This is a genomic window from Kitasatospora sp. NPDC101108 (assembly GCF_055584725.1).
This window is the reverse complement of sequence record NZ_JBVJLM010000001.1, coordinates 76,550-101,645: the sequence shown is the minus strand read 5'-3', so window position 1 is coordinate 101,645 and position 25,096 is coordinate 76,550. Positions and strand designations below refer to the sequence as shown.

The 25,096-nt window shown below is 76.2% G+C and carries 20 protein-coding genes and 1 pseudogene; 15 read left to right on the top strand and 6 right to left on the bottom strand.

The window, feature by feature from the left end:
- Window positions 1-444 precede the first annotated feature (444 nt).
- From ACZ6Z8_RS00540 to ACZ6Z8_RS00525, 4 genes are all read left to right on the top strand, one after another.
- A complete protein-coding gene (locus ACZ6Z8_RS00540) occupies window positions 445-921 on the top strand; it encodes a pyridoxamine 5'-phosphate oxidase family protein (protein WP_465604664.1) in 477 nt (158 codons plus the stop codon).
- An 85-nt stretch (window positions 922-1,006) separates the two neighbouring features.
- A complete protein-coding gene (locus tag ACZ6Z8_RS00535) occupies window positions 1,007-4,123 on the top strand; it encodes an amino acid adenylation domain-containing protein (protein ID WP_465604661.1) in 3,117 nt (1,038 codons plus the stop codon).
- Complete coding sequence (locus ACZ6Z8_RS00530) at window positions 4,120-5,358, top strand: cytochrome P450 family protein (RefSeq protein ID WP_465604658.1); 1,239 nt, start codon at window positions 4,120-4,122, stop codon at window positions 5,356-5,358. Before ACZ6Z8_RS00535 ends, ACZ6Z8_RS00530 begins: the two co-directional genes overlap by 4 nt.
- A gap of 50 nt (window positions 5,359-5,408) precedes the next feature.
- Window positions 5,409-6,638 carry a cytochrome P450 gene (locus ACZ6Z8_RS00525; RefSeq protein WP_465604656.1) on the top strand — a complete coding sequence of 410 codons (1,230 nt, stop codon included), beginning with the start codon at window positions 5,409-5,411 and terminating at the stop codon, window positions 6,636-6,638.
- Between the two features lie 60 nt (window positions 6,639-6,698).
- Here ACZ6Z8_RS00525 and ACZ6Z8_RS00520 read toward each other — a convergent pair whose 3' ends face one another.
- Window positions 6,699-7,340, bottom strand: coding sequence for a TetR/AcrR family transcriptional regulator (locus ACZ6Z8_RS00520; RefSeq protein WP_465604653.1), 642 nt, complete (start codon window positions 7,338-7,340; stop codon window positions 6,699-6,701).
- A gap of 115 nt (window positions 7,341-7,455) precedes the next feature.
- Between ACZ6Z8_RS00520 and ACZ6Z8_RS00515 the strand changes: the two genes are divergently transcribed.
- Window positions 7,456-8,121: a hypothetical protein gene (locus ACZ6Z8_RS00515; protein ID WP_465604651.1), complete on the top strand. Its 666-nt coding sequence runs from the start codon at window positions 7,456-7,458 to the stop codon at window positions 8,119-8,121.
- 189 nt (window positions 8,122-8,310) lie between these two features.
- Here ACZ6Z8_RS00515 and ACZ6Z8_RS00510 read toward each other — a convergent pair whose 3' ends face one another.
- On the bottom strand, window positions 8,311-9,630 hold the full coding sequence (locus ACZ6Z8_RS00510) for an MFS transporter (protein ID WP_465606280.1): 1,320 nt from the start codon (window positions 9,628-9,630) through the stop codon (window positions 8,311-8,313).
- Window positions 9,631-10,176: 546 nt separating this feature from the next.
- Here ACZ6Z8_RS00510 and ACZ6Z8_RS00505 point away from each other — a divergent pair.
- From ACZ6Z8_RS00505 to ACZ6Z8_RS00460, 10 genes are read left to right on the top strand one after another with little or no spacing between them, the layout of a single operon-like run.
- The gene (locus ACZ6Z8_RS00505) at window positions 10,177-11,136 is read left to right on the top strand and encodes a UDP-glucuronic acid decarboxylase family protein (RefSeq protein ID WP_465604648.1); all 960 of its coding nucleotides are present in this window, start codon (window positions 10,177-10,179) and stop codon (window positions 11,134-11,136) included.
- Between the two features lie 59 nt (window positions 11,137-11,195).
- Window positions 11,196-12,869 (top strand): carbamoyltransferase family protein, encoded by a 1,674-nt coding sequence (locus tag ACZ6Z8_RS00500; protein ID WP_465604645.1) that lies wholly within the window; start codon window positions 11,196-11,198, stop codon window positions 12,867-12,869.
- Window positions 12,866-13,936, top strand: a complete 1,071-nt coding sequence (locus ACZ6Z8_RS00495) for a glycosyltransferase family 2 protein (protein WP_465604643.1) — start codon at window positions 12,866-12,868, stop codon at window positions 13,934-13,936. Before ACZ6Z8_RS00500 ends, ACZ6Z8_RS00495 begins: the two co-directional genes overlap by 4 nt.
- The gene (locus ACZ6Z8_RS00490) at window positions 13,933-14,583 is read left to right on the top strand and encodes a D-glycero-alpha-D-manno-heptose-1,7-bisphosphate 7-phosphatase (RefSeq protein ID WP_465604640.1); all 651 of its coding nucleotides are present in this window, start codon (window positions 13,933-13,935) and stop codon (window positions 14,581-14,583) included. The genes ACZ6Z8_RS00495 and ACZ6Z8_RS00490 overlap by 4 nt, the downstream gene beginning before the upstream one ends.
- Window positions 14,580-15,620 (top strand): glycosyltransferase family 9 protein, encoded by a 1,041-nt coding sequence (locus ACZ6Z8_RS00485; RefSeq protein WP_465604638.1) that lies wholly within the window; start codon window positions 14,580-14,582, stop codon window positions 15,618-15,620. The genes ACZ6Z8_RS00490 and ACZ6Z8_RS00485 overlap by 4 nt, the downstream gene beginning before the upstream one ends.
- Window positions 15,617-16,579: a glycosyltransferase gene (locus ACZ6Z8_RS00480; protein WP_465604635.1), complete on the top strand. Its 963-nt coding sequence runs from the start codon at window positions 15,617-15,619 to the stop codon at window positions 16,577-16,579. The genes ACZ6Z8_RS00485 and ACZ6Z8_RS00480 overlap by 4 nt, the downstream gene beginning before the upstream one ends.
- Window positions 16,576-17,838 (top strand): glycosyltransferase, encoded by a 1,263-nt coding sequence (locus ACZ6Z8_RS00475; RefSeq protein ID WP_465604633.1) that lies wholly within the window; start codon window positions 16,576-16,578, stop codon window positions 17,836-17,838. Before ACZ6Z8_RS00480 ends, ACZ6Z8_RS00475 begins: the two co-directional genes overlap by 4 nt.
- The gene (locus ACZ6Z8_RS00470; RefSeq protein WP_465604630.1) at window positions 17,835-18,503 is read left to right on the top strand and encodes a D-sedoheptulose-7-phosphate isomerase; all 669 of its coding nucleotides are present in this window, start codon (window positions 17,835-17,837) and stop codon (window positions 18,501-18,503) included. The genes ACZ6Z8_RS00475 and ACZ6Z8_RS00470 overlap by 4 nt, the downstream gene beginning before the upstream one ends.
- Window positions 18,500-19,882 (top strand): D-glycero-beta-D-manno-heptose 1-phosphate adenylyltransferase, encoded by a 1,383-nt coding sequence (gene rfaE2 / locus ACZ6Z8_RS00465; RefSeq protein WP_465604628.1) that lies wholly within the window; start codon window positions 18,500-18,502, stop codon window positions 19,880-19,882. The genes ACZ6Z8_RS00470 and rfaE2 overlap by 4 nt, the downstream gene beginning before the upstream one ends.
- Window positions 19,879-20,871, top strand: coding sequence for a glycosyltransferase family 9 protein (locus ACZ6Z8_RS00460; protein WP_465604625.1), 993 nt, complete (start codon window positions 19,879-19,881; stop codon window positions 20,869-20,871). Before rfaE2 ends, ACZ6Z8_RS00460 begins: the two co-directional genes overlap by 4 nt.
- Here the strand turns inward: ACZ6Z8_RS00460 and ACZ6Z8_RS00455 are convergent.
- The 4 genes and pseudogenes from ACZ6Z8_RS00455 to ACZ6Z8_RS00440 all read right to left on the bottom strand — a co-directional run bounded on the left by ACZ6Z8_RS00455 (window position 20,859) and on the right by ACZ6Z8_RS00440 (window position 25,055).
- Window positions 20,859-21,794: a glycosyltransferase family 2 protein gene (locus ACZ6Z8_RS00455; RefSeq protein WP_465606279.1), complete on the bottom strand. Its 936-nt coding sequence runs from the start codon at window positions 21,792-21,794 to the stop codon at window positions 20,859-20,861. The genes ACZ6Z8_RS00460 and ACZ6Z8_RS00455 overlap by 13 nt on opposite strands.
- A 432-nt stretch (window positions 21,795-22,226) precedes the next feature.
- Window positions 22,227-22,655 (bottom strand): annotated as a pseudogene (locus tag ACZ6Z8_RS00450) (glycosyltransferase family 2 protein); the annotation flags it as partial.
- Between the two features lie 203 nt (window positions 22,656-22,858).
- Window positions 22,859-24,703, bottom strand: a complete 1,845-nt coding sequence (locus ACZ6Z8_RS00445; protein WP_465604623.1) for a complex I subunit 5 family protein — start codon at window positions 24,701-24,703, stop codon at window positions 22,859-22,861.
- Between the two features lie 7 nt (window positions 24,704-24,710).
- Entirely contained in the window at window positions 24,711-25,055 is a 345-nt protein-coding gene (locus ACZ6Z8_RS00440; RefSeq protein WP_465604620.1) for a sodium:proton antiporter, read from the bottom strand.
- Window positions 25,056-25,096 lie beyond the last annotated feature (41 nt).

Here is a 25,096-nt window from a genome sequence, read left to right as displayed (position 1 = left end):
GGTTTCGGTACGGCTCAGCCGATCGTCCAGTGCTGCGCACCGCCGGCGCCGGACGCTTGCCAGGACCCGACCGCGGCGATGGCGGGCGCCGCCTGACGGGGCGCCCGGTGGACTCCGGCAACCGACGCGGCGAGGTCGTTCGCGGACGGTCGGATTCAGGCCAGTGAATGACATGTTCACGACAGTGAAGTGATCTCTCCGTCACTGTACGTGCCAAGAGCGTCATGCTGTTCCTGCGGAGGTGATCCCGGCCGGCGAGGCGCGTCGGCCGCCTCGCGTCGCCCCCGGTGCCGACGCCACCCGATCGGGTGGCTGTCGTCCCATCCTGTCGTCCCATCCCGCAAGTGGACGCGCCGCGCCGTCCGCCATGACCGAGGTGGACCGCGCATCGCCGCGCGTCTCAACTTCCTTACGCCTGAAGGGGATTGCCTGATGCTGCCTGCCATGTCACAGCACGACCGGGAGAGCTTCCTCGCCGACCGGCGGGTCGGGGTCCTGAGCGTCGCGGATCCCAGAGAAGGCGACCGCGCGCCGCTGAGCGTCCCGGTCTGGTACGGGTACGAGCCCGGCGGCGAGGTCCTCGTCCAGACCGGCCGCGAGACGGTCAAGGGCCGACTGCTGCGCGCCGCGGGCCGGTTCAGCCTCTGCGTGCAGGACGAACGGCGGCCCTACCGGTACGTGAGCGTCGAGGGGCCCGTCGTCGCCGTCGAGGACCCGGTGCCGCCGGCCGTCCGGGACGCGCTGGCCCACCGCTACCTGGAGCCGGACGAGGCCCGCGGCTACCTCGACGCCACCGCCGACCAGCTCAAGGACGACATCCTGTTCCGGCTGCGCCCCCAGCGCTGGCGCACCGCCGACTTCGCGGCCTTCGCGGCCGACTTCACCGCACCCGCCGATCCGCCCGCCGACAGCGCGGGCTGACCGGGCCCGCCGTCGGCAGCCCCGGCACGGCGCGGACCGGCACCGCCGCAGCCGCCGTGGCGGCCGACCCTCCTGAGAAGGACCCATGACCGATACCGATGTCTCGTCACGTCTGATCCGCATCCCGGCCGCCCGCCCCGCCGAAGGCGCCGTCGCCCCCGACTACCCGCGACACCTCACCCTCCCTGAGCTCTTCGCCCGCCAGGCGGCCGCACACCCGCACGCACCGGCGGCTCGCCACCGCGACCGCACCCTCAGCTACGGCCGCCTCGACGCCGGCTCGACCGCCCTGGCCGCCCGACTGGTCGCCGCCGGCATCACCCCCGGCGAACCGGTGGGCGTGTGCGGCAGCCGCTCCCCGGAGGCGCTGATCGCGCTGCTGGGCATCCTCAAGGCCGGCTGCGCGTACGTGCCGCTCGACGACGACCTGCCCCCGGCCCGACTGCGTGCCATGGCCGAGGACGCCGGACTGCGCGCCGCCGTCACCCTGCCCGGCGCCGAACGCCGGGTCCGCGGGCTGCGGGTGAGCATCCCGGTCGTCGACGACGCGCCCCCCGGGCCCGTCCGGGCCGCCGGCGTCCTGGCCGAGGCCACCGACTGCGCCTACGTCGCCTTCACCTCCGGCACCACCGGCCGCCCCAAGCCCGTGGCGGTACCGCACCGGGGCGTCGTCCGGCTCGTCCTGTCCGACCGCGAACTGCCCCCGCCCGGGCCCGGCGACCGGATCCTGCACGGCTACGGCCTGTCCTCGGACGCCTCGACGATCGAGATCTGGGGCGCCCTGCTCACCGGCGCCTGCCTCGTCATCGCCGACCGCGAGGAACTCCTCTCGCCCACCGCCCTGGAGCACCTCCTCCGCACCCAGGGCGTCACCGTCGCCTACCTGACCACCAGCGTCTTCCACCTCCTCGCCCGGACCAGCCCCCGGGCGATGGCCGGACTGCGGTTCGTCTCGGCCGGCGGCGAGGCGATGGACCCGCGGCTGGCCAACGCCGTCCTCGCCGCCTGCCCCACCACCACGGTCGTCAACTTCTACGGCCCGACGGAGAATTCGGTCGTCTCCACCGCCCACCGGGTGCGCCCGCTGCCCGAGGACGCCACCCACGTCCCGATCGGCCGCCCGTTCGGCGCCACCACCTGCCACGTCCTGCGCGCCGACGGCACACCCGCGGCGCCCGGCGAGGAGGGCGAGCTGTACGTCGGCGGGGACGGACTGGCCCTCGGCTACCCGGGCGACGAACAGCTGACCGCGGAGCGCTTCGTGCACCTGCCGCAGGTCGAACCCGGCGGCCGCCTCTACCGCACCGGCGACCGGGCCGTCCGCGACGCCGACGGCCTGCTGGAGCACCGCGGCCGCGCGGACCGCCAGGTGAAGCTGCGCGGCGCGCGGATCGAGCTCGACGAGGTGGAGTCGCGACTGCGCGCCCACCCGTCCGTCGCCGAGGCCGTCGTCGAGGCGGAGGACGGCGCGCTCACCGCCTACGTCACCCCCGCCGCCCCCGGCGGCCGGCTGCCGCTGCCGGAGCTGCGCGGCTACTGCGCCCAGTGGCTGCCCCCGCAGGCCGTCCCCTCGCTCGTCGCCCTCGACCGCTTCCCGGTGACCAGCGGCGGGAAGGTCGACCGCAAACGGCTGCGGGCCGTCACCGCAGCGCCGGTCGACCGGACGCCGTCCGAGCAGCCGGCCGAAGGACTGGCCGCCCTGCTCGCCGGGATCTGGCAGCAGGTGCTGCGCACCGGGCCCGGCCCCGAGGACGACTTCTTCCACCTCGGCGGAGACTCCCTGCTCGCCTCGGAGACCGTCACCCGCACCCTCTCCGCCCTCGGGCTCGACGCCGCCCTCAGCTCCGGCCTCATCCGGGCCCTGCTCACCGCGCCCACCCTCCGGAGCTTCACCGAGGCCGTCCGCGCCGCCCGGGAAGGCTCCCCGCCGGCCGCCGACGGAACCGCCGTCGACTTCGCCCGCGAAACCGAGCTCGGCTTCCGCCTGCCGCCCGTCCAGGGCCCGGCGCCGTGCCCCCAGGATCCGAAGGACGTCCTGCTCACCGGCGCCTCCGGCTTCGTCGGCGCCTTCCTCCTCGCCGCCCTGCTGCGCCGCACCGCCGCCCGCGTCCACTGCCCGGTCCGCGCCACGAGCCCCGCCCACGCCGAACAGCGCGTGCGCACCGCCCTCGCCCGCTACGGCCTGCGCCTGGACGAGGCCGACTGGCGACGCGTGACCTGCTTCCCCGGCGACCTCGCCGAGCCCGCCCTCGGACTGCCGGACGAGCACCGCGCCGAACTCGCCGACCGCCTCGACCTGATCGTCCACAACGGTGCCCAGGTCAACTTCCTCTACCCGTACGAGCAGTTACGCGCCCCCAACGTGGACGGCACCCGGGAGATCGTCCGGCTCGCCGCGCCCCGCCGCGTCCCGGTCCACTTCCTGTCGACCGTCGCCGTCGTCGCGGGCTCCGGCGCCGCCGGGGTGCGCGAGGTCGCCGAGGACGCCCCGCTGGCCCACGCCGACGGGCTCACCATGGGCTACGCCGAGAGCAAGTGGGTGGGGGAGGGGCTGCTGCGCCGGGCGGCGGCGCAGGGGCTGCCGGTGGCCGTCCACCGGCCGTACGAGGTGACGGGTGACCAGGTGAGCGGTGTGAGCAACACCGAGACCGCGATCTGCTCCCTGTTCAAGACGATCGCCGAGACCGGCCTCGCCCCCGACATCGCCCTGCCGATGGACTTCGTCCCGGTCGACCACCTCGCCGAGGCGGTGGTGCACATCGCCACCCGCCAGGCCGCCGACGGCCGGACCTACCACCTCACCAACCCCCGCCCGGCGATGCTCTCGGACGTCGTCGAGCGGATGCGCGCGGCCGGGTACGCGGTTCGCACCCTGCCCTACCGGCAGTGGGTCGCCGAGCTGGTCCGGCACGTCGCGGCCAACCCCACCAGCGCCACCGCGCCCTTCGTGTCGCTGTGCGTGGACCGCAGCCGCACCGCGGACATGTCCGTCAAGGAGCTGTACTTCGAGGGCACCTTCCCGGTGCTCGGGCGGGAGAACGCCGAAGCGGCCCTGGCGGAGAGCGGGCTCCACTGCCCGCCGGTCGACGCCGCCCTGCTGGACCGCTACCTGGAGTACTTCTTCAGCTCCGGCTACCTGCCGCGTCCCGCAGCCGCCACCGCCACCGTCACCGCCACGGTCACCCAGGAGGGCACTCGATGACCGACACCGCCGTCCCGGCCCCCGCCCCCGTCCCGGCCCCGATCCCGGTGCCCGAGGTGGAGCCGGGCACCGCCGGACCGCCCTGCGCCTACGCCCGGCTGCGCGTCGAACAGCCCGTCGCCGAGGCACGGTTGCCCAACGGCGAGACCGCCTGGCTGCTCAGCCGCTACGAGGACGCCCGCGCCGCCTTCGCCGACCCGAGGCTCGTCCGGCCCCTGCTGTCCGCCTGGCCACCCGTCGAGGGCGACGACGCGCCGCCACCCTGCCTGCCGACCTTCCTGGAGATGACCGGCGAACACCACGAGCGCGTCCGCCGGGTCGTCCTGCCGCTGTTCGGCCGCGGACGCCTGGAGTTCATGCGGCCCCGCATCCGCGCCATCGCGCAGGAGCTGATCGACGCGATGACGGCCGCCGCGCCGGACCGCACGGCCGACCTGGTCGCCGCGTACGTCGAACCGCTGCCGCTGCGCGTGCTGTGCGAGACCATCGGCCTCCCGCACCAGGACCGCGACCGCTACCTCCCGCACACCCTCACCCTGCTCAGCGCCGCCGGGCTGAGCACGGACGAGATCCTCGCCGCCCTGTACGCCCTCCAGGACTACGCCTCGGAACTGATCACCCGCAAGGAAGCGGAGGCGGACGGCGACGAGGACTACATCCGCCTGCTCCTGGCGGAGAGCCGCCGGCCCGGCGCCGAGCTGACCAGGGACGACGTCGTCAGCTTCATCGTCACCATGCTGATGGCCGGCTACAAGACCAACATGCAGCACACCGGCAACGCCCTGCTCACCCTCCTCACCCACCCCGACCAGCTCCACCGGCTGCGCGAGCACCCCGCCGGAATCCCCACCGCTGTGGACGAACTGCTGCGCCACGTCCCGCTGATGAACGCGATCAACATCCTGGTCGCCGAAGAGGACCTCACCCTCCACGGGCAGCGGATCCGGGCCGGCGACGCCGTCGTCCCGGTGCCCGCCTCCGCCAACCGCGACCCCGAGGCGTTCACCGACCCCGACCGCCTCGACCTCACCCGCACGCCCAACCCGCACATCGCCTTCGGCCACGGCCCGCACGCCTGCACCGGCGCGCACCTGACCCGGATGCAACTGGCCGTCGTGATCCAGGTGCTGCTGGAGGAACTGCCCGGCATCGAACTCGCCGAGCCCGCCGAGTCGCTGCCCTGGGACGAGACCACCCCACTGCGCGCCCCCGCCCGGCTGCCGGTGCGCTGGTGACGACGGCGTCCCCGCCCCACTCCGAATCCGCCCAGAAAGGACCGCGCCACGTGAGCGCACCCCAGGCTCCCGCCGCCACCGACGACACCACGGGCGAGCACCCGCTGCCCCGCTACCCGTTCAGCACCGACGGCGACCGCCTCGCCCCGGAACTGGACGAGCTGCGCGGCCGCTGCCCGGTCGCCCGGGTCAGGACCAACTCCGGCGGCGAGGCGTGGCTGGTCACCGGCTACGAGCTGGCCCGCGACGTCCTGCGCGACCGCGCCTTCGCCCGCTCGGTGCTCGGCGAGGCCGACAGCCCGACCCAGGACGCCCCGATCCTGGCGCCCGAACTGCTGGACGCCATGAACCACCTCCAGCAGGCCGGGCTGCGCGACGAGGTGCTCGCCGCGCTCGGCCGCAACCAGCCCGAACTGCCCGCCGACTGGGTCGCCGAGGTGACCCGGCAGGGCCTGGAGCGGATGGCGGCCGAGGGCGCACCGGGCGACCTCCAGCGGCACTTCGCCGAGTGGGTCGCCGCGCAGTGCCTGTGCCGGCTGCTCGGCCTGCCCTTCGAGGACCGCGAGTGGCTCGCCGAGCGAGCCGACAAGGACCTCACCATGGCGACGTACTCCGACGCGGAGCTCGCCGTCAACTGGGAGGAGATCCGCGCCCACATGGCGGCCTTCATGGCCGGGCGCACCCCCGGGCGACCGCGCGGCCTCGCGGACCGGCTCGCCGATCTGAACGACGTCCACCGGGGCCTGGACGAACGGCAGTTGTCCAACATCGTCGCCGTGCTGTTCGTCAGCGGCTACGAGGACTTCGCGAGCTTCCTGGGCGTCGCCGCGTTCAACCTGCTCCAGCACCCCGAGGCGATGGCCGCGTTGCGGGAGCACCCCGAGGAGACACCCCGGTACGTCGAGGAGCTGCTGCGGTGCAGTGTCGTCCTCGGCAACGCCATCCCGCGCTTCGTCACCCGGGACACCTCCCTGGGCGGGGCGCAGGTCAAGGCCGGCGACCTGGTGCTGCTCTCGCTGGACGCCGCCAACTACGACCCCGAGGCGTTCACCGACGCCGAGCGGTTCGAGCCGGGCCGCTCGCCCAACTCCCACCTGCGCTTCGGTCACGGCCGTCACCACTGCCCGGGCGCCCACCTGGTGCGCCGGCAGTCCGACGTCGCCTTCCGGGTGCTGCTCCAGCGGTTCCCCGGCCTGCGGCTGGCCGTGCCGGCGGCCGAAGTGCCCTGGCACCCCAACCGGATGGCCATCATGGCCGCGGCCGTACCGGTCACCTGGTGAGCTGAGCCCCTCCCGGTCCGGGAGGCACACCGCCGGTGACGCCCCGAGGACGGTTCGCCGTCAGGGCGCCACCGGCGGTCGCAGCGCCGCGAAGCCCGTACAGAGCAGGCGGACACTGCGCGTGAACTTCTCGTCCTGGCCGATGCGGGGGATCAACTCGCCCATGACCAGCGGGAACCGCTCGCACAGGTCGGCGTGGAGTTCGGCGGTGACGGCCGGTGGGGAGGACGGCTGGTTCTGCTCCTGGAGGACGAAGCCGGTGACGTGGCTGAGCAGGGTGTCGGCGGCGATGCCGCAGTGCTCGGGAGGCAGGCCGCCGTCGAGGAGGGTGCCCAGCAGGCGTTCCATCAGGGAGAGCGCGCCGGTGCTGAGCCTGCCGGGGCTCTCGGCGAGGAGCTGGGCGCCGCCGGGGTGCTCCTTGATGCTCAGCCGGAGGGCGGTGGCCTGGGCCTCGACGCGGTCCGGCCAGGCCGCGGTGGACGGCAGGGCGGCCAGGGCGGCGGTGCCCGCGTCGTACGCCCGGCGGCAGACCCGGTCGGCCATCAGGGCGAGCAGCTCCTCCTTGCCGCGCACGTGGTAGTAGAGGCTGCCGGCGTGGGCGTGGAGCCGCTCGGCGACCTGCCGCATGGAGAGGTTCTGGTAGCCGACCTCGGCGAAGACGGCCATGCCCGCGTCGACGATGCGCTCCTTGGTGAGCTTCATGCGGGCCACCGTAACAGCCTTTTCCAACAGTGTTCGAAAGTTGTGCTAGCTTGTGCGGCGTCAGGTTTTCGAACGGTGTTGGAAAGCGCCGTAACCGGGGGGAGGGGCCAGGCGGATGGAGGCGATCGTCTTCAACGTGACCACGGCCGCGCTGATGGTCATGATGGTCAACTGCGGGCTCGGTGTGGTCGGCCGCGACACCCTGCGCGGGCGGCCGCTGCCGTGGGCGGCGATCGCCCTGACCGTGGTCGCCGTCGGCGGGGTCGTGCTCCAGCTCGCCTGGTCCGGCGCCATGGACGCGCTGGACGCGGACCCGGCGAGGTCAGGCTGGTGGCGCGAGTTCACCTCGGTGTTCATGCAGAACGGCGGCCTCTTCGGCGGGCTGTGGAACCTCGTCACCCTCGCCGCCGTCGCCGCGCTCGCCCAGTGGTACTGGGGCGGCACGCTGACCCTGGTCCTCTTCCTGGCCGGCATCGTGCTGCCCGGCCGGATCGACACCCTGCTCGGCTTCGGCGACGGCCCGAGCACCGACCCGCGCAACTTCGCCGGCAGCTCCGGCGCCACCTACTTCCTCGGCGCCAGCCTGGCCCTCGCCCTCCTCACCCGCACCCGCCTGCCCAAGGAGATCGCCCTGGCGGCCGGTGTCCCGGCGCTCGGCCTCGCGATGTGGCTCGCCCAGGACAACGGCCACGGACTGGTGTCCGTCTACGGCTTCGCCCTCGCGGCGGTGGTGCGGGTGGTCCGCGGCCGACTGGTCCGCCCGACCGGGCAGGCGGCCTGACCGCCGGGCGGGACGAACTTCGCCGCCGACCCGCCGACCCGCCGACCCGCCGACCCGCCGACCCGCCGAGCTACCGACGCCCGGCGACGTCGTGGGGTGCTCGATCGAGGGGCTCGGAACGCCCGGCAACCGGATCACGGCCCTGGAATGACGCCCCCGGACCGACGACCCCGGACCGACGGCCGCCGGTCACGCGGCCGCGACGAGCCGCTCCGGGTCGCCGACCCCGCCGCCGACCCCGTCGACGGCCGGCCGGGCGGCCGGCCCGGCGGTGGTCCGGCGGCTCAGCACGGAGCCGCCGCCCACCGCGCCGCTGACCAGCAGCCCCCCGGCCAGCAGGGCGCCCCGCGCGCCGAGGAGCTGGATCGAGGCACCCAGCAGCGGCGGACCGGCCAGGCCCCAGAGCGTGCTCACGCTGCGCCAGGCCCCCAGGACCCGTCCGCGCAGGTGGGCGGGCGGGTCGGTCTGGAGGATCGTGGACACGGCCGTGTCGCTGAGCGACTCCAGGACGGCCATGGGCACGACCAGCAGGGCGAGCAGGAGAAGGGTGGGCGAGAGCGCCGCCAGGCACTGGAGGAGCCCGCCGGCCGCCGTCAGCACCGCCACCAGCCGCACCGAGGGGTTGCGCAGCCGTCCGGCGATCACCGCGCCGACCGTGCCGCCGACGGCCAGCACGGTGGCGATCAGGCCGTACTCCCGGGCCCCGCCGTGCAGTGCCCCGCTGACCAGGGCGGCGAGGGTGAGACCGTAGTTGCGGCCGAGCATCGAGCCGAGGCCGGTGAGGCAGGCCACCGCGACCAGGCGGCGCCGGCCGACGAAGAACGCGACGCCGGCCCGGACGCCCTGGTGGTCGGCGTCCGGCCCGGGTCCGTCGGCCGGCGCTGCACCCGCCGCCGGCCGCAGGAACGGGATGACCAGCGCCACCACGACGAAGGACAGGCCGTTGGCCAGGTAGGCGCTCGCCATCCCGAACAGGCCGACCACGACCCCGGCGAGGGCGGTGCCGGCCAGCCGTCCGACGCTGTGCACCACCGAGCCGACCGCGATCGCCGAGGGCACGTCCTCACGGGGGACGAGGTCGTTGCCGAGCAGCGCGCAGGCCGGGGACTCGATGGTGGCGATCAGCCCGGTGAGCACCGCCAGCACCAGGAGGACGGGAACGCTGAGCGCGCCCAGCGCCACCAGCGCCGCCGTGCCGAGGGCGATCACGGCCAGTGCCGCCTGGCTGACGGCGGCGGTGGTCTTGCGGGGCCACCGGTCGACCGCGGCCCCGCCGGCCAGGCCCAGCAGCAGACCGGGCGCCACCTGGAGGGCGAGCGACAGACCGGTGACCGCGGCCGATCCGGTCAACTGGAGGACCAGGAGGTTCTGGACGGTCAACTGCATCCAGGCGCCGGCGTTGGAGACCAGGTTGGCCAGCGACCACCAGCGCATGCTCCGATGGCGCAGCGAACGCCAGGGCGCGCGGGAGCCTTCCGGTCCGGTCTCCGCCGAACGCGCCGCGGGCAGGACGGAGCCCTTACGAGGGGAGGGGACGAGAACGCGCCGGGCGCGCGACGGTGCGGTGATTCTGGGCAGCACTTTCACAACCGGATCGAGTGGTACGCGGGAAGGGTCGGGCTCGATCCGGGGTGGGCGTCGCCGGTGCGTGAGCCGGTGCCGCCGGGGCGACCAGGCGCCCGGCGGTAGCTCCATGCTCGGCGGCCGGGGCGCGATCGCAAACGTCAGCTGGCTCACATCGTCCGCGACGGCCCCGGCCGCATCCCCGCTGACCTGCGGTTTCCTCGTGGCGGTGGGGTTGCTCACACCGACTCGGCGGTGGCGGCCGCAGGGGAACCGGGCGGACGGTCCTCGAACGGCCGATGACCTTCGAACGGGTGAACCAGTCGGTTCCTGGTACCCGGCCGCGCCGGGGCCGGTCGCACCAGCGGAATCGACGGCCTGCGCCCCGGTGGCAGCGGCCCCGGGGCGCGCCCCACCTGTCGCGGGACCCACCGGTGGTGGAGAGGCTGGGCGTCAGCGCCGACGCACCGGCCGAGCACCGAGGAGGAACGGATGACTTCCCGTCCTGGACAACGCCTTCACGCCGTGGTCACCGGCGGGGCCGGCTTCGTCGGCTCCCACCTGTGCACCGCCCTGGTCGCCCACGGGTACCGGGTCACCTGCGTCGACGACTTCTGCACCGGGTCCACGGCCAACGTCGCCCACCTGGCGGACCGGCCCGGCTTCGAGCTGCGGGAGGCCGACGTCGGCGAGGGCCTGGACGTCGAAGGGCGCGTCGACTACGTCTTCCACCTGGCCTCGCCCGCCTCGCCCGCCGACTACCTGCGCCTGCCGCTGCACACCCTGGACGCGGGCAGCCTGGGTACCCGCAACGCCCTGGAGCTCGCCCGCCGGAACGGCGCCAGGTTCCTGCTCACCTCCACCTCGGAGGTGTACGGCGACCCGCTCCAGCACCCCCAGGTGGAGAGCTACTGGGGCAACGTCAACCCGGTCGGCCCGCGCAGCGTCTACGACGAGGCGAAACGGTTCGCCGAGGCGCTCACCACCGCCGAGGCCGGCGCCGTCGGTGTGGACACCGCGATCGTCCGGCTGTTCAACACCTACGGCCCGCGGATGCGCTCCCACGACGGACGGGCCGTGCCCACCTTCATCCGCCAGGCGCTGGCGGGGGAGCCGCTGACCGTCACCGGCGACGGCACCCAGACCAGGTCGCTCACCTACGTCACCGACACGGTCGACGGCATCCTGGCGATGGCACGCTCCGACCTGGCCGGCCCGGTGAACATCGGCAACGACGTCGAGTTCACGATGCTGGAACTGGCGCACCTGATCATCGAGCTCACGGACTCGCCTTCCACCGTGCAGTTCGTGGCCCGGCCGACCGACGACCCCGCGGTGCGGCGCCCCGACATCACGATGGCCCGCGACAAGCTCCGCTGGGAGCCGATGACGCAGGCCCGCGAGGGACTCGCCACCACGATCGAGTGGTTCCGCGCCCACCCGGAGGCCTGACACCGACGCTCCCGGTGAACGGTGTCCCGTCGCCGGCCGAATCGAGGAGGTCACGCGCCATGCGCGTGCTCGGAATCAACGCCCTGTTCCACGACCCGGCAGCCGCCCTGGTCATCGACGGCCGGACGGTAGCCGCCGCCGAGGAGGAACGGTTCAGCCGTCGCAAACACGGCAAGCGCCCGCTGCCCTTCTCCGCCTGGGAACTGCCCGTCCAGGCCGCCCGCTGGTGCCTGGAGCACGCCGGGCTGACACCCGCCGACCTCGACCTCGTCGGCTACTCCTTCGACCCCGCGCTGGCCCGCCCGGCCGACGCCATGGGCCTGGACGACCCCTGGGACCACCTGCGGCTGCGGTACGCCCACGAGGCGCCCGGCTTCCTCGCCGAGGTGCTGCCCGGCCTGGATCCGGCCGCCGTCCGCTTCGTCCCGCACCACGTCGCCCACGCGGCCTCCGCCGCGTACGCCGCCGACGGCGCCACCGACCCCTGTTCCGTCCTGGTCCTGGACGGCCGGGGAGAGGCCACCTCCCACCTCGCGGCCCGGCGGGTCGGCAGCCGCCTGGAACCGCTGGCCGGACAGCAGCTGCCCCACTCGATGGGGCTGGTGTACGAGGAACTCACCCAGCACCTGGGCTTCCTGCGCTCCTCGGACGAGTACAAGGTCATGGCGATGGCCTCCTACGGGACCCCGAGGATGGCCGACGCGGTGCGCCGCCACGTCCACCCGACGGGCGACGGCGGCTTCCGCGCGAGCGGTGTGCCGTGGTCCGAGTTCGCCCCCGCGCTCGCCCCCGGCCAGGAGTGGACCCAGCTGCACGCCGACCTCGCCGCCTCCACGCAGCACGTGCTGGAGGAGGTCATGCTCGACCTCGCCCGCTGGCTGCACGGCCGCACCGGGGACCGCCTGCTGACGCTGGCCGGCGGCGTGGCGCTGAACTGCGTGGCCAACTCCAGGATCGCGGCCGAGGGCCCCTTCGACCGGGTCTGGGTGCAGCCCGCCGCCGGGGACGCGGGCACCGCGCTGGGCGCGGCCCTCCACCTGGCCGCCGCGGGCGGTGACCAGCCGCTGCCGATGCCCGGCGTCGACCTCGGCCGGGGCTGGTCGGACGCGGAGGTGGAGGCGTGGCTGCGCCGTGCCCGCGTCCCGTACGAGCGGCCGGTCGACGTGGCGGCCGAGGTGGCCGCGGCACTGGCCGAGGACGGGATCGTGGCGTGGTTCCAGGGCCGGTCCGAGTTCGGCCCCCGGGCGCTGGGCCACCGCTCGCTGCTGGCCCACCCCGGCCGGGCGGCCAACCTGGAGCGGCTGAACGACGTGAAGGGGCGCGAGCAGTTCCGGCCCGTCGCCCCGATGGTGCTCGCCGACCGGGCCGCCAAGATCTTCGAGGGGCCGCTGCCCAGCCCGTACATGCTCTTCGTGCACCGGGTCACCGCCGAATGGCGCGAGCGGATCCCCGCGGTCGTCCACGTGGACGGCACCGCGCGGATCCAGACCGTCGACCGGGCAGCCGACCCGCTCACCGCCCGGATGCTGGAGGAGTTCGAACTGCTCACCGGACTGCCGGTGGTGGTGAACACCAGCCTCAACACGGCCGGCCGGCCGATGGTCGACGACGTGCGCGACGCCCTGGAGTGCTTCGGCTCCTCCCCGGTCGACCTGCTGGCGCTGGGCCCGTTCGTGGTCCGGCGCGGCCGGATGTTCGCCGACCCGGCCCGGCCCGGGGAGGGAGCGCGGTGAGCGGCGGCCCGACCGCCTACGCGGTGGTCGTCCCGACGCTCGGCAGACCCAGCCTGACCGCCTGCCTCCGGGCGCTGGCGGACGGCCAGGGGCCGCCGCCGGAACAGGTCGTGCTGGTCGACGACCGCCCGCTGACCGACTGCGGGCCGCTGGCCGTCGAGGTGCCACCGGCGCTGCGGGACCGGCTGACGGTCCTGCCCGGCGGCGGCAACGGCCCGGCGGCGGCCCGCAACACCGGGTGGCGCGCCGTCACCCAGCCCTGGGTCGCCTTCCTGGACGACGACACCGTGCCCGGCCCGACCTGGCCGCGGGACCTCGTGGCCGACCTGGCCGCCGCGCACCCCACGACCGGCGGCGTCCAGGGGCGCATCGAGGTGCCCCTGCCCGTCGGGCGACGGCCCACCGACTGGGAGCGGGGCACGGCGGGCCTGGCCCGCTCCCGGTGGATCACCGCCGACATGGCCTACCGGAGGGCCGCGCTGGAACAGGTCGGCGGCTTCGACGAACGCTTCCGCCGGGCCTTCCGCGAGGACGCGGACCTGGCCCTGCGGGTGCTGGACGCCGGCTGGCGGCTGGAGCAGGGCGACCGCCGCACCACCCACCCGGTGCGCCCGGCGGACCGCTGGGTCTCGCTGCGCCAGCAGGCCGGCAACGCGGACGACGTCCTGATGAACCGGCTGCACGGACCGCGCTGGTGGGAGCGGGCCCAGGCGCCCCGCGGCCGCTTCCCCGCCCACGTGGCGGTGACCGCCGCGGCGGTCACCGCCCTCGGAGCCGCCGCGGCCGGTCGACCGCGCGCCGCCGCGGCCCTCGCCGCGCTGTGGCTGGCCGGTACGGCGCAGTTCGCCGCCGTCCGCGTCCTGCCCGGCCCGCGCACCAGGGAGGAGGTCGTCACGATGCTGCTGACCAGCGTGCTCATACCGCCGGCCGCCTGCCGGCACCGGCTCCTGGGCCTGCTGCGCCACCGTGCGGCCGAACCCTGGTACGCGCCGGCTCCCGTCGTGCCCACCGCCGAACCGCAGGTGGCGCGGGCGGTCCGGCCGGTGGAACGGGAGGAGTCCTCATGAGCTCCGCCACCGGCCGGGCCCCGGCCGACGCGCGGCCCCCGCACCGCGGGGCGCGGCCCGAGGGGCCCTGGATCTTCCCCGCGCGCCCCCGGCCGGCCGGGCCCTCCGCGGCCGCCGCCGTGCTCTTCGACCGGGACGGGACCCTGGTGGAGGACGTGCCCTACAACGGCGACCCGGCCCAGGTGCGGCCGGTGCCCGGCGCCGCGCGGGCGGTGGCCGAGCTCCGGGCCGCGGGCCTGGGGCTGGGCGTCGTCAGCAACCAGTCCGGCGTCGCCCGCGGGCTGCTGACCCGGCGGCAGGTGGCGGCCGTGCAGAGCCGGATCGAGGACCTGATCGGCCCGTTCGGGATCTGGGCGGTCTGCCCGCACGGACCGTCCGAGGGCTGCGGGTGCCGCAAGCCCGCGCCCGGCCTGGTCCTGGCCGCCTGCCGCGGCCTCGGCGTGCCGCCGGCCCGGACGGTCGTCATCGGGGACATCGGCGCCGATGTCGCAGCGGCCCGCGCGGCGGGCGCGCGGGCGATCCTCGTCCCGACCCCCGCCACCCGGCCGGAGGAGGTCGCGGACGCCGAGACCGTCGCTGCCGACCTCGCCGCCGCCGTCCGGCTGGTCCTCGACGGCCGGCCCGGAACCGACCGGGAGGGCACATGACCACCCTCGTGGTCAGGCTCGACAGCGCCGGCGACGTCCTGCTCGCCGGCCCGGCCGTCCGGGCCGCCGCCCACCGCTCCCGGCGGGTGGTGATGCTCTGCGGACCGCAGGGCGCCCCCGCCGCCCGGCTGCTCCCGGGCGTGGACGAGGTCGTGGTCTGGGACTCGCCCTGGACCGGCTTCGACCCGCCCCCCGCGACGGCCCGGGGCGTCCTGGAACTGGTGTCCTCGCTCGCCTCCAGGCGGATCGAGCGGGCCCTCGTCCTGACCTCCTTCCACCAGAGCGCCCTGCCGACCGCGCTCCTGCTGCGGATGGCGGGCGTGCCCCACATCGCCGCGGACAGCGTGGACTACCCGGGCTCGCTCCTGGACCTGCGCCACCGGCGCGGGGAGGGCCGCCACGAAGCGGAGGCCGCCCTCGACCTGGCCGGGGCCGCGGGCTTCCCCCTGCCGCCCGGCGACGACGGCCGGCTGGCCGTCCTGCCGCCGCCCGACCAGCGGCACCTCACCGGCCCCGGCCGCTACGTCGTCCTGCACCCGGGGGCCGCCGTGCCCGCGAGGGCGCCCGGGGCGCGCCTGGCCGCGGCCGCGGTACGGGCCCTGACCGCCGCGGGCCACCGGGTGGTGGTGACCGGCGGGCGGGCCGAGAAGGAGCTGACGGCCGAGGTGGCCGGCGCCGACGCCCTCGACCTCGGCGGGCGCACCGGCCTCGCCGAACTCGCGGGCGTCCTGGCCGGCGCCGACGCCGTCGTCGCGGGGAACACCGGTCCGGCCCACCTCGCCGCCGCCGTCGGCACCCCCGTCGCCTGCCTGTTCGCGCCCGTCGTGCCGGCCCACCGCTGGCGGCCGTACGGCGTGCCGCACGTGCTGCTGGGGCGTCAGGACGCCCCCTGCGCGGGGACCAGGGCCCGGACCTGCCCGGTCCCGGGCCACCCCTGCCTGGACTCGCTCACCGCGGAGGAGATCGTCACGGCCGTCGACCTCCTGCGGGAACCCGCCGATCCCGACCGAGCGGCCGCCCCGGAGGTGACCCGATGAACATCCTGCTGTGGCACGTGCACGGCTCCTGGACGACCGCGTTCGTCCAGGGACCGCACACCTACCTGGTACCGGTCACGGAGGACCGCGGACCGGACGGCCTCGGACGCGCCCGCACCTTCGACTGGCCGCACACCGTGGTGGAACTGCCGCCGGAGCGCCTGCGCGAGACCGACATCGACCTGGTGGTGCTCCAGCGGCCCCACGAGGCGGAGCTCGCCGAACGGTGGCTCGGCCGACGGCCCGGCCGCGACCTGCCGGCCGTCTACCTGGAGCACAACAGCCCGCACGGCGACGTCCCGGACACCCGCCACCCGATGGCCGACCGGGACGACCTGACCCTCGTCCACGTCACCGCCTTCAACGACCTCTTCTGGGACTGCGGGCGCACCCGGACCACGGTCATCGAGCACGGCGTCGTCGACCCCGGGTACCGCTACACGGGAGAGCTGGCCGCCTCGGCCGTCGTGGTCAACGAGCCGGTCCGCCGCGGCCGCACCACCGGGACCGACCTGCTGCCGCTGTTCGCGCGGCAGGGCCCGCTGCACGTCTTCGGCATGGCCACCACCGGGCTCGCCGCCCACCTCGGCCTGCCACCGGAGCGCTGCCGGACCGCCGAACTGCCCCAGGCCGCCCTGCACACCGAACTGCCCCGCCGCCGGCTCTACCTGCACCCCGTGCGGTGGACCTCCCTCGGCCTGTCGCTGCTGGAGGCGATGCACCTCGGCATGCCGGTGGTGGCCCTGGCCACCACCGAGGCCGTCCGCGCCGTGCCCCCCGGAACGGGCGTGCTCTCCACCGACGCCGGGGAACTCGCCGACGCGGTGCGCCACTACCTGGCCGACCCGGCGGCCGCCGCCCAGGACGGGCTGCGCGCCCGCCAGGCCGCCCTGGAGCGGTACGGCCTGAAGAGGTTCCTCGCCGACTGGGACCGCCTGATCGAGGAGGTGACCCGTTGAACACGCCCCTGAGCATCGACCTGGTCTCCGAACACGCCAGCCCCCTCGCCGTCCTCGGCGGGGTCGACGCCGGCGGGCAGAACGTCCACGTCGCGGCGCTCGCCGGAGCCCTCGCCGACCTCGGCCACCGCGTCGTCGTCCACACCCGGCGGGACCGGGCCGACCTCGCCGAACACGTACCGCTGCGCCCGGGCGTCCTGGTCCACCACGTCCCGGCCGGTCCGGCGCGCCAGCTCCTCAAGGACCAGCTGCTGCCGTACATGCCGGCCTTCGGGGACGAGCTGGCGCGGTACTGGCGGGCCCGCCGGCCCGACATCGTGCACGCGCACTTCTGGATGTCCGGACTGGCCGCGCTGCGCGGCGCCCGGGACCTGGCCATCCCGGTCGTGCACACCTACCACGCGCTGGGCGTGGTCAAGCGGCGCCACCAGGGAGCGGCCGACACCAGCCCGCCCGGCCGCCGGACCATCGAGACCGCCATCGCCTGCTCGGCCCACCGGCTGGTCGCCACCTGCAGCGACGAGGTCGCCGAACTCCTGGGGATCGGGGCCCCCGCCGACCGGATCAGGGTCGTGCCCTGCGGCGTCGACCCGGCCCGCTTCACCCCGACCGGACCGAGCGCGCCGCGCGGCAGGCGCCGGCGGCTGCTCACGGTGGGCCGGATGGTCCCCCGCAAGGGTGCCGAGACCGCCGTCGAGGCGCTGGTGCGGCTGCCCGGCACCGAGCTCCTGGTGGCCGGCGGACCGCCCGTCGACCAGCTGGACGCCGACCCGTACGCGCGACGCCTGCGCGCGCTCGCGGCCCGGCTCGGCGTGGCCGACCGGCTCGTCCTGCTGGGCGCGGTTCCCGCCGACGAGATGCCCGCCCTGCTGCGCAGCAGCGACCTGGTGATCTGCCCCGCCCACTACGAGCCGTTCGGCATCGTCCCGCTGGAGGCGATGGCCTGCGGCGTGCCGGTGGTCGCCACGGCCGTCGGCGGCCACCTCGACACCATCGCGGACGGGCGTACGGGCACCCTCGTGCCGCCCGCCTCCGCCGAGGCACTGGCAGCCGCCGCGCACGCCCTGCTGGCCGACCCGAAGACCCGTCAGGCCTACGGCGAGGCCGGGCGCCGCCGCGTCCTCGCCTTCTACACCTGGCGCACCGTCGCCACCGCCACGGCGAAGGTGTACGAGGAACTGCTGGACCGCACCGACCCGCCCGCCCGGACGGCCGGCGCACCCCGGGCCCCGCGGGTCACGACAGGAGACCCCCGATGACCGCAGGTTTCTTCGACGCCGCCGACGACCTGGAGCAGGCCGCGCGGCACTGCCGGGCCCTGGAGACCGCCATCGGCGCCCTCCGCACCCACCACCTGCCCCTGCTCACCGGCTGGGGCGAGGCACTGGCCGGCCTGCTGCCCGCCGGCTCCCGCCTGCTCGCCGCCGGCAACGGCGGCAGCGCCGCCCAGGCCCAGCACCTGACGGCGGAACTGGTCGGCCGCTACCGGGGCGAGCGCGCCGCGTACTCGGCGATCTCCCTGCACGCCGAGACCTCCAGCCTCACCGCCATCGGCAACGACTACGGCTTCGAGGAGGTCTTCGCCCGCCAGGTCGAGGCGCACGGCAGCGCCGGTGACGTCCTGGTCCTGCTGTCCACCTCGGGCCGCAGCCCCAACCTGCTGGCGGCCGCCGACACCGCCCGCTCCCTGGGCCTGGGCGTGTGGGCGATGACGGGCCCCGCACCCAACCCGCTGGCGGAGCGCGCGGACGAGGCGCTGGCGGTGGAGGCGCCGGAGAGCGCCACCGTGCAGGAGGTCCACCTGGCCGCCCTGCACATGGTCTGCGAGGCCTTCGACGCGGCGCTCGACCGCCGCCAGGACACGGACCACCCGGTCACCGCGCCCGGCCCCGACCTGCCTGGACTGCCCGGGAGGACCTCGTGAACGGCCCCCTGGTCGTGGTCGGCGACAGCCTGCTCGACATCGACGTCGACGGCCGCGCCGACCGCCTGGCCCCGGACGCCCCGGTGCCCGTGGTCGACGTGACGGCCGAGCACAGCCGCCCCGGCGGCGCCGCCCTCGCCGCGGGCCTGCTGGCACGGTCCGGCCGCGAGGTCGTCCTGGTCACCGCCCTGGGCGACGGAACGGCGGCCCGCACCCTGCGCCGCCACCTCACCGGACGCGTACGACTCGTGGAACTGCCACTGGCCGGCGACCTCCCGGTCAAGACCCGGGTGCGGGTCGACGGCCGGCCCCTGCTGCGCGTCGACCGCGGCGGCGGAACCGTCGGGCCCCCCGACCGCCGGGCCACCCAGGTGCTCGCCCGCGCCGCGGCCGTCCTGGTGGCCGACTACGGCCGGGGAGTCGCCGACCGGCTGCGCGCCCCGCTGACGGCCTGCGCCGGGCACGCCCCGCTCGTCTGGGACCCGCACCCGCGCGGCGGGCCGCCGGTCCCCGGGGCACGGCTGGTCACCCCCAACGCCGCCGAGGCCAGATCCTGGGCCGCCGCCCTCGACCCCGGCGCCCCGACCGGCGACGGGCTCCCCGACCACACCGCCCGGGGCGCCCTGCTGGCCGACCGCTGGCGCGTCGCCTCGGTGGCCGTCACCCTCGGGCCGCGGGGCGCGCTCCTCTGCCGGGGCACCGAGAGCCCGATCCTGCTCCCGGCCCCCTACGAAGCCACCGGCGACCCCTGCGGAGCCGGCGACTGCTTCGCGGCGGCCGCCACCGCGGCCCTGGCGGCCGGCGCCATCGCCGAGGAGGCGGTCCACGCCGCGGTCACCGCGGCGGCGGACTTCGTGGCCCGCGGCGGCGCCGGCAACCCGGCCCTGTGGGACCGGGCTCCCGGCCCGGCCACCGCGCCGCCGGACGCCCTGCGGATCGCCGAGGCCACCCGCGCCCGGGGCGGCACGGTCGTGGCGGCCGGAGGCTGCTTCGACCTGCTGCACGCCGGCCACGTCTCCCTCCTGGAGTCCGCCGCCCGCCTGGGCGACTGCCTGATCGTCTGCCTGAACTCCGACGACTCGGTGCGCCGGCTCAAGGGCCCGGGCCGCCCGCTCAACCCGGAGGACGACCGCGTCCGGGTCCTCACCGGTCTCGGCTGCGTCGACGCCATCCAGGTGTTCGAGGAGGACACCCCCGAACGGGTCCTGCGCACCCTGCGCCCCGACGTCTGGGTCAAGGGCGGCGACTACCGGCCCGAAGCCCTGCCCGAGGCCCCGGTGCTGGCCGAATGGGGCGGCCAGGTGCTCGTCCTGCCCTACCTGGACGGCCGTTCCACCACGGCGATCGCCGAGCGGGCCGCCGTCCGGGCCCGCCCGTGACCGAGCGGCCCGCCCTCCTGGTCCTGCGGGCGCTCGGCCTGGGCGACCTGCTCACCGGTGTCCCCGCCCTGCGTGCCCTGCGCCGCCACCACCCCGGCCACGAACTGGTCCTGGCCGCCCCGGCCCGGCTGGCACCCGCCCTCGCCGCCACCGGCACGGCGGACCGGCTGCTGGCCACCGACGCGCCCGGGCGCGAGGTGCCCCACCGCCTGCCCTGGGACGGCCCGCCGCCCGAGCTCGCGGTGGACCTGCACGGCAACGGACCGGCCAGCCGTGACGCCCTGGCACGACTGCGGCCCGCCCGCCTCATCGCCTACGCCGACGCCCGCGCCCCGCGCTGGCGCGACGACGAGCACGAGCGCGAACGCTGGTGCCGCCTGCTGCGCCACCACGGCATCGGAGCGGACGCCGACGACCTGCTCATCGCCCGGCCCGCCGTCGCCTCGCCCGCACCCGGGGCCGTGGTCGTCCACCCCGGAGCCGACGCGGCCGCCCGGCAGTGGCCGCCCGACCGGTTCGCCGCCGTGGCCCGGGCGCTGCGGGCGGACGGCCGGCGGGTGGTGGTCACCGCCGGCCGGGGTGAACGCGCCCTCGCCGAGGAAGTCGCGCGCGGCGCCGGACTGCGGGCGGGGGACGTCCTCGGCGGCGGCGCGGACCTGCCCTTCCCACTGCTGGCGGCGCTGGTGGCCGAGGCCCGCGCGGTGGTCTGCGGGGACACCGGGATCGCCCACCTGGCGGCCGCGCTCGGCACGCCCTCGGTGACGCTGTTCGGCCCGGTCTCGCCGCTCCTGTGGGGGCCGCCGGCCGTGCCCCGCCACCTCGCCCTCTGGCGGCACGAGGGCGACGCGACCCGGCCCGGCGACGCCCACGGCCCCCGGCCCGACCCCCGGCTGCTGCGCATCCGCCCGGCCGAGGTGCTGGCCGCCCTCGCGGAGCTGCCGCCACCGGTACCCCGTCCGGGGCGCGAGGCCCCGGTTCAGCCGACGTAGCGGCGGGCCCGGGAGGCACGCTGCGCCCCGTCCAGGCTGCGCAGCGCCCGTTCGACCCGGGGCGGCACGGTGCGCCGTTCGCGCAGCACCCACGGCAGGCCCGCCGCCGCTTCGGCGAAGGCCCGCAGGGACACCGCGTCCCGGGGCACGCTGCGGGCCAGGAAGGCGGTGCGGCGCGCCGCGGGCCACAGCGGCCGGCGCAACCAGGTGAACCAGAGGGTGTTGCGGATCCCGTGCCGCCGCCGCAGCGTCGCGTCGCGGGCCGGGGACGGCCGGTGGTGGACCGTCAGGCCGTCGGCGTACACCAGCCAGTGGCCGGCGGCCGCGAGGTCGGCGGCCAGCAGCTCCTCCTCGCCGCCCAGCCAGAGCCGCGGCGAGAAGCCGCCGGCGGCGCGGAACAGGTCGGTGCGCAGCACCGTCGCCCCGGCGAGGAACGAGCCGAGGGCCGGCCCCGGGAGCCAACTCGGCGCGGGCACCGGTGAGTTCCGCAGCTCCTCGACGATCGGGTCCTCACGCGGCGGCGCCTGGGGGCGGTCGGGGTCGTGGACCAGGATCCGGGCGGTGACCGCCGCCACCGGCGGGTGGGCGTCGAGGAGCCGGACCGCCGCGTCCAGCGAACCCGGCTCCCACCAGGTGTCGTCGTCGCAGAAGGCGAGGTAGCGCGTCGTCACCTCGCGGGCCGCCAGGTTCCGCCCGCAGGCGCCCGCGTTGCGCCCGGCCGGCAGCAGACGGGCGCCGCCCGGATGGTCGCGGACGGCCCGGGCCGTCCCGTCGGTGGAGCCGTTGTCGACGACCAGCACGGGTGGGCGCTCCGGCAGCTCCGCCAGGCGGTCGAGGGTGTGCAGGAGTTCGCGGCGGCGCTCGTGGGTGATCACGACGACGGTGACCGGGTGCCGCCCCCCGGCCGGTTCGGGCGCGGCCACGGGCAGGCCCTCCAGGGTCCGGACGGCCCGCTCGACCCGCTCGGGCAGCGGATCGCGCCGGTGCAGGGCCAGCGGCAGCCGGGGCAGGGCGGACACCAGAGCCCGGCGCGCCACCGGGCCGTGCGGCGCGGCCCGCAGCACCGCGGCGGTGTGGCCGAGCGCCACCGGTCGGGAGCGGCGCAGCCAGTCGGTGAGGAGCATGTTGCGCAGCTGTCGGGCCGACCGTCCGGGCCGGCAGTCCGGGGCGGGGTGGTGGTGGGCGACGACCTCGGGACAGTAGGCGAGGCCCCAGCCCTCGGCGGCGAGGTCCAGGGCCAGCAGTTGCTCCTCGCCGCCGAAGTGCAGCAGCGGGTCGAAACCCCCGACCGAGAGGAACGCGTCCCGGCGGACGACGGCGGCGCAGGCCAGGAAGCCGAGGACGGACGGCCCGGGCAGGTCCGCGTCGGTGCCGAGCGGGCCGGCGGCCAGTTCCTCGTTGATCGGGTCCGGTCGCTCGGCCGGACCGACCAGCGTGGCCCCGGTGAGCAGCGCCAGCCGCGGGTGCCGGTCGAGCAGCCGGACGGCGGAGTCCAGGGCGCCGGGCGCCCACCAGGAGTCGTCGTCGCTGAAGGCGATGTACCGGGTGGACAGCGCGGTGGCCCCGACGGCACGGGCGGCCGCGCCCAGGTTGCGGCGCAGCGGGATCACCCGAACGGCGGGATGGCCGGCCAGGACGGCGTCGGCGGTGCCGTCGGCGGATCCGTTGTCGACGACGGCGATCGGCGGACGCTCGGGCAGCGCGGCCAGGTGGTCCAGGGCGTCGAGCACGTTGGCCCGCCGGTTGCGGGTGATCAGGACCACGCCCAGGTCGGCAGGACGCATGGAGGCCCCCAGGAATCCGGTCGGTGGCGGGGAGCGCGGCGGACGGCGAGGGTCGCGGGGGTGCTGCCCCGCTGCCGCCGTCGCTCCTCCAGTGTGACGCCCGGGCGGCCGGCTGGCGTGGCGGGCGCCGGGCCGCCCGCACAGCTGGGCCGAGTCGTCCGCAGGGCTGCGGCGGGCCCTCCTCACCGCTGGGCCGGGCCGCCTCACAGCTGGGCCGTGAGGGCGACCAGCAGCGCGGCCAGCCCCACGGCCAGCCAGGCGATGTAGTCCCCGAGCAGCCCGGAGTGCAGTCGGCGCAGCGGCAGGACGGTGACCCGGAACAGCCCGCTGGTGCCGCGCCCGGGGTCGCGCCGGACGGCGGCGGTGGCGAGGCCGACGGCCAGCAGCGTGGAGAGCAGGCCCAGCAGCACTCCGGACACCGTCCACCAGGCCTCGGGCGCCTCGCTGGCGGGGGCCGGGGCGCCGCCCAGGGTCTGGGCGAGGTAGCCGCTGCGGTCGGTGAAGGCGGCCGCTCCCGCTGCGAGCGCGCGCCCCACGCCCGGCAGCACGCCGACGGCCAGGCAGCCGGCCAGCAGCACCGCCGGGACGAGGAGCATCGGCACCGGCGGCCGGCGGCCCGGTTCGCGGATCTCGGGCTCCTCGCCCTCGCCGGTGGTCGCCGCCACCTCCGGGTGCTCGGCCGGCGGCGCGCCCACGCCGCCGAAGACCCGCAGCCCGGCGCGCAGCACCGCGCCGCCGGTGAGCGCGGACACCAGGACGAACACCGCCGGCAGCCAGCCGCCCCAGCGCCCGGCGGCCTCCTCGGCGACGGCCTTGCCGAGCCCGGTGCCGAACGGCGGCAGCCCGGCCAGGGCGAGTGCGCCGACGACGAACAGCAGCCCGGTGAAACGGAGTTCGCGGGCCCGGCCGTGCAGCCCGTGCTCGTCCACCGAGCCGTAGCGGTCCAGCAGCACACCGGTGAGGCCGAACAGCGCCGCCTTGGCGCCCGCGTGGCCGGCCACGTACACGGCCGAGCCGGTCAGCCCGGCCGGGTCGAGCAGCGCCGCGCCGATCAGGAACAGGCCGATGTGCCCGACGGTGGAGAAGGCGAGCATCCGCTTGAGGTGCCGCTGCTGCCAGCACATCACCGCGCCTACCAGCGCCGTCAGCACGCCCGCGGCGAGCAGGGTGTCGCGGACCACGGCGTCCGGCAGGCCGCCCGCCCCGGCGAAGACCACCCGGTGGATGCGGGCCACCCCGTAGAGGCCGAGTTCGACCATCACCCCGGACAGCAGCATGCACACCGGGCTGGGCGCCACCGCGTGGGCGTCCGGCAGCCAGAAGTGGAAGGGCGCGGTCGCGGCCTTGACCAGCGGTCCGGCCAGCACCAGTACGAAGGCGACGACCACCAGGGCGTCCCGGCCGTGTCCGGCCGCGGCGCGTTGGTCCAGCGCGGCGCCGATCTGAGCCAGGCCGAGTTCGCCGGTGCGGGCGTAGAGCAGGCCGATGCCGAGCAGCGAGAGGTACGCGGCGGCCGAGTTGACCAGTCCGAAGGCGAGCGCGCCCTGCAGCGGGCGTTCGTCCTCGATCCGGTAGCCGGTCAGCGCGTAGGCGACGGCGCCCATCAGCTCGAAGAAGACGAAGGCGTTGAAGAGGTCCCCGGTGAGCGCGAAGCCGCACATCCCGGCCTCGAAGAGCAGCAACAGCGCGGGGAACACCCCGCCGTGCTCGCCGGAGGGCTCGTCGAAGTACCGCCAGGCGTAGCACACCACGGCGAGGACGAGGACGGCGGTGAGCAGAGCGAGGCCGGTGCCGAGCCGGTCGGCGACCAGCACGATGCCGACGCTGTGGCCGCCGCGTGGGCTCCAGCCGCCCAGCCAGGACACCGCCCGGCCGTCCGGCGCGGTCCGGGACCACAGCAGGGCCAGGCAGACCACGTCGGTAGCGGCCCAGGCGGCGGTCAGCGCGTCGCGGCCGGGGCGGGGGAGCCAGCGGCCGGCCACGGCCAGGACGGCGGCGCCGAGCAGCGGGACGGCGACGGCCAGCGGCAGCAGATCAGCGGTGTTCACCGGCCGCTCACCCGCGCAGCCCGGTGAGTTCCTCCGGGTCAACCGTGCCGTGCCGCTTGCGCAGTTGGATGACCAGCGACAGCAGCAGCGCGGTGACGGTCGCCCCGACCACGACGTCGGTCAGGGTGAGCGCCTGGACCACCGGGTCGACCACCGGGGCGTCGGTCGGCAGGTCGGAGTAGACGGGAGCGGTCGCCCCGCTGCGGTAGCCGACCGCGAGCAGCAGCACGTAGGTGGAGGACTGGGCGACGGCCAGGCAGCCGACCGCCTGCACCAGGTTGCGGCTGGTCACCAGGCCGTACAGCCCGGCGAGCAGGATCCATCCGGCGACCAGGTACGGAAAGAAGCTCATGCGCCCATCTCGCTTCGCTCGGGGGTCGCTTCGCGGAACGC

What these genes read in the sequence shown, in the direction of transcription:
- ACZ6Z8_RS00480 (WP_465604635.1), top strand. Translation starts at nt 15,617, where the DNA reads ATGAACATCCTGCTGTGGCACGTGCACGGCTCCTGGACGACCGCGTTC.
- ACZ6Z8_RS00540 (WP_465604664.1), top strand. Translation starts at nt 445, where the DNA reads ATGTCACAGCACGACCGGGAGAGCTTCCTCGCCGACCGGCGGGTCGGG.
- ACZ6Z8_RS00440 (WP_465604620.1), bottom strand. Translation starts at nt 25,055, where the DNA reads ATGAGCTTCTTTCCGTACCTGGTCGCCGGATGGATCCTGCTCGCCGGG.
- ACZ6Z8_RS00500 (WP_465604645.1), top strand. Translation starts at nt 11,196, where the DNA reads ATGCGCGTGCTCGGAATCAACGCCCTGTTCCACGACCCGGCAGCCGCC.
- ACZ6Z8_RS00530 (WP_465604658.1), top strand. Translation starts at nt 4,120, where the DNA reads ATGACCGACACCGCCGTCCCGGCCCCCGCCCCCGTCCCGGCCCCGATC.
- ACZ6Z8_RS00485 (WP_465604638.1), top strand. Translation starts at nt 14,580, where the DNA reads ATGACCACCCTCGTGGTCAGGCTCGACAGCGCCGGCGACGTCCTGCTC.
- ACZ6Z8_RS00490 (WP_465604640.1), top strand. Translation starts at nt 13,933, where the DNA reads ATGAGCTCCGCCACCGGCCGGGCCCCGGCCGACGCGCGGCCCCCGCAC.
- ACZ6Z8_RS00515 (WP_465604651.1), top strand. Translation starts at nt 7,456, where the DNA reads ATGGAGGCGATCGTCTTCAACGTGACCACGGCCGCGCTGATGGTCATG.
- ACZ6Z8_RS00520 (WP_465604653.1), bottom strand. Translation starts at nt 7,340, where the DNA reads ATGAAGCTCACCAAGGAGCGCATCGTCGACGCGGGCATGGCCGTCTTC.
- ACZ6Z8_RS00505 (WP_465604648.1), top strand. Translation starts at nt 10,177, where the DNA reads ATGACTTCCCGTCCTGGACAACGCCTTCACGCCGTGGTCACCGGCGGG.
- ACZ6Z8_RS00470 (WP_465604630.1), top strand. Translation starts at nt 17,835, where the DNA reads ATGACCGCAGGTTTCTTCGACGCCGCCGACGACCTGGAGCAGGCCGCG.
- ACZ6Z8_RS00535 (WP_465604661.1), top strand. Translation starts at nt 1,007, where the DNA reads ATGACCGATACCGATGTCTCGTCACGTCTGATCCGCATCCCGGCCGCC.